General features: G+C 63.7%; 11 protein-coding genes. 4 read left to right on the forward strand and 7 right to left on the reverse strand.

Annotation, left to right across the window (positions count from 1 at the left end; genetic code table 11):
- From ACESMT_RS03115 to ACESMT_RS03125, 3 genes are all read left to right on the forward strand, one after another.
- Entirely contained in the window at positions 1–204 is a 204-nt protein-coding gene (locus tag ACESMT_RS03115) for a hypothetical protein (RefSeq protein WP_372825116.1), read from the forward strand.
- Between the two features lie 66 nt (positions 205–270).
- The gene (gene serB, locus ACESMT_RS03120; protein ID WP_372825117.1) at positions 271–981 is read left to right on the forward strand and encodes a phosphoserine phosphatase SerB; all 711 of its coding nucleotides are present in this window, start codon (positions 271–273) and stop codon (positions 979–981) included.
- Between the two features lie 6 nt (positions 982–987).
- Positions 988–2,844 (forward strand): ABC transporter ATP-binding protein, encoded by a 1,857-nt coding sequence (locus tag ACESMT_RS03125; protein WP_372825118.1) that lies wholly within the window; start codon positions 988–990, stop codon positions 2,842–2,844.
- On the opposite strand, the gene ACESMT_RS03130 is transcribed toward ACESMT_RS03125, so the two are convergent.
- Together ACESMT_RS03130 and ACESMT_RS03135 are read right to left on the reverse strand one after the other, a co-directional pair.
- A complete protein-coding gene (locus tag ACESMT_RS03130) occupies positions 2,841–4,421 on the reverse strand; it encodes an alkaline phosphatase (RefSeq protein ID WP_372825119.1) in 1,581 nt (526 codons plus the stop codon). The two genes, ACESMT_RS03125 and ACESMT_RS03130, sit on opposite strands and share 4 nt — an antisense overlap.
- A gap of 15 nt (positions 4,422–4,436) precedes the next feature.
- Positions 4,437–7,217: a 7TM diverse intracellular signaling domain-containing protein gene (locus ACESMT_RS03135; RefSeq protein ID WP_372825120.1), complete on the reverse strand. Its 2,781-nt coding sequence runs from the start codon at positions 7,215–7,217 to the stop codon at positions 4,437–4,439.
- Positions 7,218–7,345: 128 nt separating this feature from the next.
- Here ACESMT_RS03135 and ACESMT_RS03140 point away from each other — a divergent pair, with 128 nt between their 5' ends.
- Positions 7,346–7,675 (forward strand): cupin domain-containing protein, encoded by a 330-nt coding sequence (locus tag ACESMT_RS03140; protein WP_372825121.1) that lies wholly within the window; start codon positions 7,346–7,348, stop codon positions 7,673–7,675.
- Positions 7,676–7,717: 42 nt separating this feature from the next.
- Here ACESMT_RS03140 and ACESMT_RS03145 read toward each other — a convergent pair whose 3' ends face one another.
- The 5 genes from ACESMT_RS03145 to ACESMT_RS03165 form a co-directional block, all read right to left on the reverse strand.
- Complete coding sequence (locus ACESMT_RS03145; protein ID WP_372825122.1) at positions 7,718–8,113, reverse strand: response regulator; 396 nt, start codon at positions 8,111–8,113, stop codon at positions 7,718–7,720.
- 61 nt (positions 8,114–8,174) lie between these two features.
- On the reverse strand, positions 8,175–8,378 hold the full coding sequence (locus tag ACESMT_RS03150; RefSeq protein WP_372825123.1) for a hypothetical protein: 204 nt from the start codon (positions 8,376–8,378) through the stop codon (positions 8,175–8,177).
- Between the two features lie 206 nt (positions 8,379–8,584).
- Positions 8,585–8,788 (reverse strand): hypothetical protein, encoded by a 204-nt coding sequence (locus ACESMT_RS03155; protein ID WP_372825124.1) that lies wholly within the window; start codon positions 8,786–8,788, stop codon positions 8,585–8,587.
- Positions 8,789–8,806: 18 nt separating this feature from the next.
- Positions 8,807–8,962 carry a hypothetical protein gene (locus tag ACESMT_RS03160; protein ID WP_372825125.1) on the reverse strand — a complete coding sequence of 52 codons (156 nt, stop codon included), beginning with the start codon at positions 8,960–8,962 and terminating at the stop codon, positions 8,807–8,809.
- Between the two features lie 107 nt (positions 8,963–9,069).
- Positions 9,070–9,666: a phosphatidylcholine/phosphatidylserine synthase gene (locus ACESMT_RS03165; protein WP_372825126.1), complete on the reverse strand. Its 597-nt coding sequence runs from the start codon at positions 9,664–9,666 to the stop codon at positions 9,070–9,072.
- Positions 9,667–9,903: the final 237 nt, after the last annotated feature.

Genomic DNA, 9,903 nt, shown 5'->3' on the forward strand with positions numbered 1-9,903 from the left:
ATGAAAGCCAATTCACTGCGCAAGCTGAACATTTACATGCGCCCAGAACAAAAAGCGACCATGCAGCTTGCAGCCGCCAGGGCCGGCATGTCTGTCAGCGCCTGGGGCGGAAGTATTGTTCATGCAGCGTTTGGCGATGCGGACGGCGCCGAACGAACTGCGCCCCCGACCCCAAAACGCCCGCGCCAAGCCGAGAAAAAGTAAGCAAATAGCCTCCCAGCCCTTTATCTGACTGCGTAGTCAGCTACAAAACCAATAGCATAAACTTCCATGACCCCCACCGAAATATCCCCCGGCCTCGTCGCCAACATCACCACGCCCGCTCTCAAACTCAGCGACTTCAAGCTGATCGCCTTCGACATGGACTCGACCCTGATCAACATCGAATGTGTCGACGAAATTGCCGACGCTGCCGGCCGCAAGGCCGAAGTGGCCGCCATCACCGAAGCAGCGATGCGCGGTGAAATTGCTGACTACAAGGGCAGTCTGCGCCGGCGCGTGGCCTTGCTCAAGGGTGTGAGCGTGGCCAGCATGGAAGAGGTCTATCAGGAGCGGCTCAAGCTCAACCCCGGCGCAGCCGAGCTGGTGCAGGCCTGCAAGGCCGCCGGCATGAAGGTGCTGCTGGTCAGCGGCGGCTTTACCTTTTTCACCGATCGCATCCAGCGCGAGCTTGGCATCGACTACACACGCTCTAACGTGCTGGAAATCGAAGGCGGCCTGCTGACCGGGCGCATGGTGGACCAACCTTGGGGCGACATCTGCGATGGCGACGAAAAGAAGAAGATGCTGCTGGAGACCTGCACCATGCTGGGCATCACGCCCAACGAGGCAATTGCCGTGGGCGATGGCGCCAACGACCTGCCGATGATGGGCGTAGCGGGCCTGTCGGTGGCCTACCACGCCAAACCCGCTGTGCGCGCGCAGGCCATGGTGGCCATCAATGAAGGCGGGCTGGACCGCCTGCTGGAAGTTGTCGGCTAGACCCCCATGTTTCTGCTCAAACGCTTCGAAAGGCTGCTGCACGCCTACCCGGACGCCGAACCGTCACTTCCGCCCAAGGGTTTCATCGCCTTCATCTGGGCCGCCTCACTCGGCGCGCGTGGCTACATCGTGCTGTTGGCCGGCCTGTCGGCGACCATGGCGATTTTCGACGCGCTGCTGTTTGCCATGCTGGGGCGCATCGTCGACTGGCTGTCCATCACGCCTCCGGCAAAACTGTGGGAAGAACGCGGTCCCATGCTGCTGGTGCTGCTGGTCATCGTTATCGGCAGCGTGGTCGTGGTGGCCCTGCAGACCATCGTCAAGCACCAGACGCTGGCCATCAACTTCCCGATGCGGCTGCGCTGGAACTTCCACCGCCTCATGCTGGGCCAAAGCCTGTCTTTCTACCAGGACGAGTTTGCCGGGCGCCTGACCACCAAGGTCATGCAGACCGCGCTGGCCGTGCGCGACACGCTGTTTGTCATGGCCGACGTGCTGGTGACCATGGGTGCCTATGTGGTCACCATGACGCTGCTGGCCGGCTCGTTTGACATCCAGCTGGTGCTGCCGTTTCTGACCTGGCTGGCACTGTACCTGATGGCGCTGGCGTATTTTGTGCCGCGCCTGGGCCATATCGGCAAGCAGCAGGCCGATGCACGCTCGCTGATGACCGGCCGTATCACCGACGCGTACACCAACATCACCACCGTCAAGCTGTTTTCGCACACCCATCGCGAAGCCGGTTTTGCCCGAGCCGCCATGCTGGACTTCATGAAAACCGGGCACCGGCAAATGCGCCTGGTCAGCCTGTTCGAGATCGTCAACCATGCGCTCAGCATCGGCCTGATCATCGGGATGGCCGGCACCTCGCTGTGGCTCTGGTCCAAAGGGTCGGTGGGCGCAGGCGCGGTAGCAGCGGCCACCGCGATGGCGCTGCGCCTGCAGGGTATGTCGCACTGGATCATGTGGGAGACCACCAGCCTGTTCGAAAGCGTGGGCACGGTGCAGGACGGCATCAATACCCTGTCGCGCGCACGAACCATCGTCGATGCGCCGGACGCCAGCACCCTGGAAGTGCCGCGCGGCGAAATCCGTTTCGAGCAGGTGGACTTCAGCTACAGCAAGGACGCGCCGCGCGTGATCGACAGTTTGAACCTGACGGTGCGGCCTGGCGAAAAAATAGGTCTGATCGGCCGCTCCGGCGCGGGCAAGTCCACCCTTGTCAACCTGTTGCTGCGCTTTCACGACCTCAGCGGCGGGCGCATCCTGATCGACGGGCAGGACATCGCCACGGTGACGCAGGACAGCCTGCGCAGCCACATCGGCATGGTCACGCAGGACACCTCGCTGCTGCACCGCTCGCTGCGCGACAACATCGCCTACAGCCGTCCGGGCGCGACACAACACGACATCGAGCAGGCGGCCCGCCGCTCCGAGTCCGACACCTTCATCGCCCACCTGAGCGACCCACATGGCCGCAAGGGCTACGACGCCCACGTCGGCGAGCGCGGCGTCAAGCTCTCGGGCGGCCAGCGCCAGCGCATCGCGATTGCACGCGTGATGCTCAAGGACGCGCCCATCCTGCTGCTTGACGAAGCCACCAGCGCGCTCGACTCCGAAGTCGAAATGGCGATTCAGGGCAGCCTGGCCACACTGATGCAGGGCAAGACGGTGATCGCGATTGCGCACCGCCTCTCGACCATCGCCGCGATGGACCGCCTGATCGTGCTTGATGAGGGTCGCATCGTGGAAGAAGGTGACCACCGCAGCCTGCTGGCCAGTGGGGGCCTGTATGCGCGGCTGTGGGCGCACCAGAGCGGCGGCTTTCTGGCAGAGCGCATCGAGGAAAGTGAGATGGTCTAGGTTTTTTCAATCACCGGTCGCCCGGCTTGCACCGAAAACTGCGCCAGCGTTTCGATGCCGCTGTCCGGCCGGAGCACATCGCTGACCACGCGCAAGGTGGTGGTGAGATGCCGGGGCGTGAACTCCACCACGCCGTAACCCTTGCGCTCGGAATCTGCAAACACAAAATGCGGGTTCTCGGCCAGCACGTCGGCAATTCTGGCGTTGCCGGCCGAGCGTGAGGTGATGCTGGTGCCGCAGAACTCGACACCCAGCGCAGGACTGGCGGTATCGGCATAGTCGGCCTTGATGTGCCCCACCCAGTTTTCATGCACGTCGCCGCCCAGCAGCACCGGGTTGGCTACCGCGTGTTTGCGCAGCGCCCCGGTCAGGCGAGCGCGGGCCGGCGCATAACCGTCCCAGCCATCGTTCCACAACACTTGCCCGGGACCCCGCCGGAAATCCCGCTGGCCAAACAGCGACTGCTGGCCCAGCACGTTCCAGCCAACCTCCCTGCTGGCGGCCTTGCCCAGCTCGGCATCCAGCCATTGCTCCTGCTGCCGGCCCAGCAGGCTACGTGCCGGATCGCTCCACGGCGGACAGCTCGCTGGGTCCAGCGTGCTGGAGCCTCGTTTTCCTTCCGGGGTGCATGCCTGCACGTCCTTGTATTGCCGGGCATCGAGCATGGTCAGCGAAGCCAGCCGCCCATACTGGGTCCGGTTGTAGATACGCATCTCCGAGCCTGTGGCCAGGCCCGCCACCGCCCGCGTGAGCACCGACGCGCGAACCGGCATGTGTTCATAAAAAGCCTGGTAGGCCGCAGCGCGCCGGGCGGCGAAGTCGGGCAACGGCGAACCGCTGTTGCCTTCCACCAGGCCGGCATAGTCGTTTTGCACCTCGTGGTCGTCCCAGGTGACCAGCCAGGGGCAAGCCGCGTGTATGGCCTGCAGGTCTGCGTCTGTCTTGTACACGGCATAACGCTGGCGGTAATCATCCAGCGTCACGACCCAGCCGCCCGTCGGCACGCGGACCGCGTTGCCGGCGTTCGGGTACTCGTAGATGTAGTCGCCCAGGAACATCACCAGGTCGAGGTTCTCTGCGCGCATGTGCCGCCAGGCGCTGAAATAGCCGTGCTCCCAGCGCTGGCATGACGCATAGGCCAGGCGCAGCCGGGCCACCACCGAAGCGGGGGCCGGGACGGTGCGGGTGCGCCCGACAGCGCTCACGGCATCACCAGCGGTAAAGCGGTAAAAATACCAGCGATCAGCCTCCAGCCCCTGCACCTCCACATGGACGGCGTGAGCCAGCCCGGCCGGGGCCAGCGACTGGCCGGACTGAACCACGCGGAAAAAACGGTCGTCATGCGCGACTTCCCAGCGCACGGCCACATCAGCCTGCTCACCGGGGAGCATCAGCCGCGTCCACAGGACCACCGAATCATGCGCCGGGGAACCGCTGGCCACACCCAGGAGAAACGGGTTGTGCGCCGTTCGCAACTGGGTCCATGCGCGCCCCGGCAGGCCCAGGCTGACGCCCCCCGCGCTGACCGCTGCCGCTTGCAACAACAGACGCCGGGTGAGCGATGAGGAAGTGTTCATGGTGCTATCAACACCTTAAGCCGGAACCGGCAGGCGAACCGTGAAACAGGTCCCCAGCCCGGCGCGGCTGTTGACGACTATCGTGCCGCCGTGCGCGGTAACCGCGTTTTTCACAATCGCCAGGCCCAGCCCTGTGCCGGGAATACTGCCGACGTTGCTGGCGCGATGAAACGACTCAAACAGGTGCGCAAGCTCGTCCTGCGGGATGCCGATGCCCTCGTCGGACACTTCGAGCACCACGTCGTGCCCCTCGCGGTGAACCCTGAACAGGACCAGTCCCCCACGGGGCGAGTACTTGACGGCGTTGGACAGCAGGTTGCCGAAAATATGCCTGAGCAGTTTTTCGTCGTAGAGGCCGGCCGCGTCTTCCGGCGCATCGTCCAGGCGCAATTCACACAGGCTGCCCGGCTGCTGCAGATGCGCCTCGTCGAGCAGCTGACGGCACAGGGCCTGCAGGTCCAGCGGGCGCGGCTCGAATTCGAGCATCTGCGCCTCCGCCTTGCCGATCAGCAGCACGCGGTCCAGCATGCGTATCATGCGCTGCACGCTGGCGGCAATGGTGGCCAGGACTTCGGCTTTCTCCGAGGCGGGCAGTCGCTCGCCGTAATGCTGCAGGATTTCTCCCGACGACAAAATGGTGGCCAGTGGCGTGCGGAACTCGTGGCTGGTCATGGCCACAAAGCGGCTGCGCAGCTCGTTGAGCTCTTTTTGCTGCTCCAGCGCCTCGCGGGTGTCCTGCTCCGACTGCTTGCGTGCGCTGATGTCCAGGAAGGTCCAGATGATGCCGCTGTCCGGCTCGCCGGGTCGCAGGCAAGTGCCGCCCATCTGCACCCAGAACAACTCGCCATTGCTGCGGCGCAACTGCAGCTCGCTGGCGAAGGTTCCGGTTTGCCGCAGCCCTTCGCGTGCCAGGGCGCCGAAGGACTCCCAGGCGGCGGAGCTGATGTGCAGCCGCTCGGACGACTCGCCGATCAGTTCGGCCCGCGTGTAACCCACCATCTCGGCGAATTTTTCGTTGACCCATTCATGCCTGCGCGCCACCGACAGCACGATGCCGACCAGCGCACTGTTGAGAATGGCTTCGCGCTCCGATGAGGTGTGCAGCAGTTCGGCCTCGAGTTCCTTGCGCCGCGTGATGTCCATCACCACCCAGACCGTGCCCTGCGTGAGGTCGCGCGGACTGACCGCCTTGCCGGACAGCGAAATCCAGATCAGCGTGTCGCCTTGCTGGCGCACCTGGATTTCTGTCTCGTAAGCGCGCCCCTCGCGAATGCGGGCCGCCACCTCGCCGCCCACATGCAGGTACTGCTCGCGCGAGAGGTAAAACGGCTCCATCGAGGTCAGCGGCTTGTCGCCTGCGCCGAAAATATCCAGCATCGCCTGATTGGTCCAGCGAAAACGCCCTTCCGGTGTCAAAAAAGCAATACCAACGATGGAGGTGGCCAAAATGGTTTCGCGCTCCTGCAGCACGGCGCGGTAGCGCTCCTGCGACTGGCTCAGCGCCTCAACCATGGCGTGGCCGGCCAGCGTTGCGGCCTGGGCCTGCTCTTTCTCGGCCTGCACGACGTTGATGCGGTCGGCCAGCGCGAAAGACAACAGCACCATCTCCAGCGCTGAGCCAATCAACAGGGCGTTGGCCGTCAGCAGGTTGGACGGCAGCACCCCGATGTTGTGGAGCACCAGCGAGGCCACGCCGAGCAGCAGCACGGCCCACGCGGTGAGAAAGTAACGCGCGCCGGGGTGTTTGTCGCGCACGCTCAGCACGCCAGCCAGCACCACCACCGTCACGCTGACCACTGCCAGCACCGTCACCATCCACGACGAGACCGTGTAGGGCAGCAGCAACGCCGCAAGCAGGGCCAGCAGCCAGCCACCCACCAGCACCAGCATGAGCCGGTTCATGCGTGGCATGCGGGTGGCTGCAGCGAGGAAGCTGCGCGCAAACAAAAGACCAAAGGCCGCAGCAACCGCCATGCCCACTGGCGGGGACACGCTGTTCCACCACACCAGGTCAGGCCACAGGAACTGACCGCCCAGGCCGGTCAGTGCAGCCTGCGCCATCGCCATGCCGGCGGCAAAACCCACGTAGATCAGGTAGGCGCGGTCACGCACCGAGCCGTAAAGCAGCAGGTTGTAAAGCAGCAGGCCGATCAGCAAGCCGAAGTACATGCTCAGCAGAGCGTACTCGGCCTGGTCATGTGCCCACAAGGCTTGGGCCTGCCACAGGCGCACCGGCGCCGAGAGCGTGCCCTGCGACTGCACCCGCAGATACAGCATGGTGCCCTGGCCGGCCTGCAGGGTCAGCGGCAACACGTGGTTGCGGTGCGGCACCACCCGGCTCGCAAAGGGCAGCAGGTCGCCGCCGCGGCTGCGAACAAAGCCGCCGCCGGCCGCTTGCACATAAAGTTCGAGCTGGTCCAGCGCCGGGTAGGCCACCTCCAGCAACCATGACGCCGGTGCGTCGGCCTTGGGCCGGAGTTCAATGCGCAGCCAGAAAGCCGACGGCGTCAGACCGAAATTGGTGGCGGAGCCGCTTTGAGCCACGACTTCGAAACGCGATTGCTGCCGTGGCTGCAAAACCTCATCCAGTGTCAGCGCGCCACTGCGGTCTTCCAGCACCATGAAGGCGCGCGACAGGGTATAGCTGCCCTGGTTGCCGATAACCATGGCGCCGTCCTGCGCGCGCACGGCGTGCGCCGTGAGCAGCAGCATCACTGCAGCTGCGCGCCAGAACCACATCACGCCAGAGGCAGCCGGAGCATGGGGGAAAGGTCGCGCGGAAGTCGGCAAGTCCATGGCCATGTGCGTGGTGTGAGCCCTGTTTGCCGGCCATTATCCATGGCTGTCGCCCCAACCCACGACGACGCACTGGACAAGACTGCTGCGGATGGCTACTGTGGCAGGAATCAACCCGGAGACAGACCATGGCCCTTGTTCACGCCCAGCCCCTCGATGTCATCAGCGTGCGGCCCCTGGCAGCGCGGATGGGTGAGGTCAAAACCCACAGCCTGCTCAAGACCGACAAGCTGCAGTTGATGCGCGTGGTGCTGGCGGCCGGGCAGACCATGCCTGAGCACCATGTGTCCGGAGAAATCACGATTCAATGTCTGGAAGGCGAGGTGCTGATCAGCACGCCACGGCTCCACCAGCCGCTCGCGGCTGGCAACTTGATGGCCTTTCCGGCGAACGAGCCGCACGCGCTTCAAGCCCGCAGCGATGCATCTTTGCTGGTGACCATTTTGCTGCACCCGTAAGGGCGCCCCCCGACTGCGTGGGCGGCGACTTGCCCGCGCGCCTCAGGTTTCTGGCATCACCACATCTTTGGCGGTCTCTGCGATGCAATAGGCAAAAAATTCATCCAGCTGGTTGGACTTGTCGAACACCGCGTCGGCACCAAGCTCCCGGCTGCGGCGGCGCATATCGTCCGTTGCATAGTTGGTCAGCACCACCACTTTCTGGTAGGGCTCACGTAGGCGGCATCCGGCCAGCACCCCCAGGCCGCTGCCCTCCTGGAGAAACATGTCGACAACCGCGAGTTGCCAGTGTCCATCGTGCACGGACAGCCAGCGTGTCGCGTCTGCCTCGGTCGCTGCGTGGCCCACCACATTCACCGACGCGATTTCTTCCAGGGTTTCGATCAGGTTCTCGACAATCGTCTGGTTGTCTTCGACGAGGTAGGTGATCAGTGGCACGGGGTATCCAGTCTTTTGGTTCAGTTTTGCCTGTGCGGTTCAAGGCAACGCCGGAAGTCGTTCAGTTCATGAGTGCCGGGTGGTGATTGAGATGCGCGGCCTTGAGCCGTGCATGCGCCGCATCCAGAGCATCAAAGGCTGCGTCAATCGCAGCCTGGTTGGGAACGGGGGCGCGCAACAACATGTCGCAGGTCGCCCGTAAAAAGTCATAATCGGCCAGCGCAACGGTGGGCCGCATGATCGAGGTGATGACTTGTGCCTGCATGTTCATTCTCCTGTTGACCCAAGAACTCAGGCCACCATTGGCCCTTCATGATTTTGATTGTTGCGGGTGCGTGCAGGCGGCACCATAGGCCAAGTCAACATCAGGCTGTGGGAGGCCACCTACTGTGACCCAATCGCCTGCCAATGCCTGATGATTTTTCGACGAGTAGCGCCGGAGGGCATGTGGACAGTACCGGGGGCCGCGCGCTACACCGGGCGCAAATGCGTGGGCGCATCCCGGTCGCCCATGGCCTGCTTGAAGCGGATATGTGCTTCATCCATGGCCACCATGGCGGCATTGACAGCCCGGTCGTCCGGCGGGTTCATGCTCAGGAACTTCATGTAGTCCGCACGGGCTTCGTCGTAATCGGTCAGCGCTTGTTGCGCGGCTTCAGACAGATGGGCTGGCATGGCGGGCTTCCTTCAAATTCAAATGGCGGGCTTGACCACGCCAGGCTCTTCCGGGTGCGACAGCGGCGGTACTGGACCCAAATCGGGCTCGACGGGCAACTCGGCCGGGTTGTACGGGGAATTGTCGCCCTGCGACGGAGGGGCTTCAGAGGGTTTGGTGCGGTTGGGGGTCATGCTCAAATAACTCCTGATTTAATAGCAGCCTGCGCCCTTCCGGCAAGGGCTGGAGGCTAACTTGACACATAAACAGCGCCGGACCACTGCGGGCTCAACCAGCCGCTTCACAGCTTGGGGATGCGCAGCGTCTTGCTCAGCATCAAGGTGCCCGACAGCACAAACAGCAATGCCAGCGGATGCAATCCCCAAGGACCCAGTTGCCAGACGCCTCCATAAAGCTGATCGCCGAGCCGGCCTTCCCACGCGGCAAAGGCCAGCACCGCAGTCAGCACCACACTGGTCGGGATGGGCGTGCCTTCAAAGTAGGCCACCTTGGCGGCGCCTTGAGAGAGGGTTTCTGCAGTCACGTTGTAGCGTGCCAGCCGGCTCACACCGCAACACACGAAATAAATCAGCGCCACCCAGTCCCAGCCGCCGCGCATGCCGGCGGCAAAAGCCAGGGTGGCCGGGGCCACGCCAAAGGAAATGATGTCGGCCAGAGAATCCAGCTCGCGCCCCAGCGCCGAGTGCTGGTTGCGCCAGCGCGCGACGCGGCCATCGAGCACATCAAAAACAAACGCCGCCGGCGCCATGATGGCAGCAGCGTAGAAAAAGAACTTCAGCCCTTCGACCGCATACAACATGGCCAGAAACACACCGGCGACACCACAAGCGGCGTTGCACAGCGTAAAGAAATCCGCCAGGTGAAACTCCCGGACCATGGAAAAATGCTTGGGGCGGTCAGACACTGGCAGTTTACTTTCTCTTTCTGTTGCCTATCCAGCAATCGCAGGGCTGCTGCCTGCAGTTGCGCAGCCTATTTTGCCGGAACCGGCATCACCAGCACAGGCGCACTGGTTTGGGGCTCAATGCGTACCGAGGTCGCGCCTGGCGGCACCACCACGGTTTCCACTTCCCGGATCACGCCGCCACCAGCGACGCTGCCCTGGGTGTTGCCG

Origin of the sequence: Polaromonas sp. (assembly GCF_041689105.1) — a bacterium.
Taxonomy (GTDB): domain Bacteria; phylum Pseudomonadota; class Gammaproteobacteria; order Burkholderiales; family Burkholderiaceae_C; genus Polaromonas.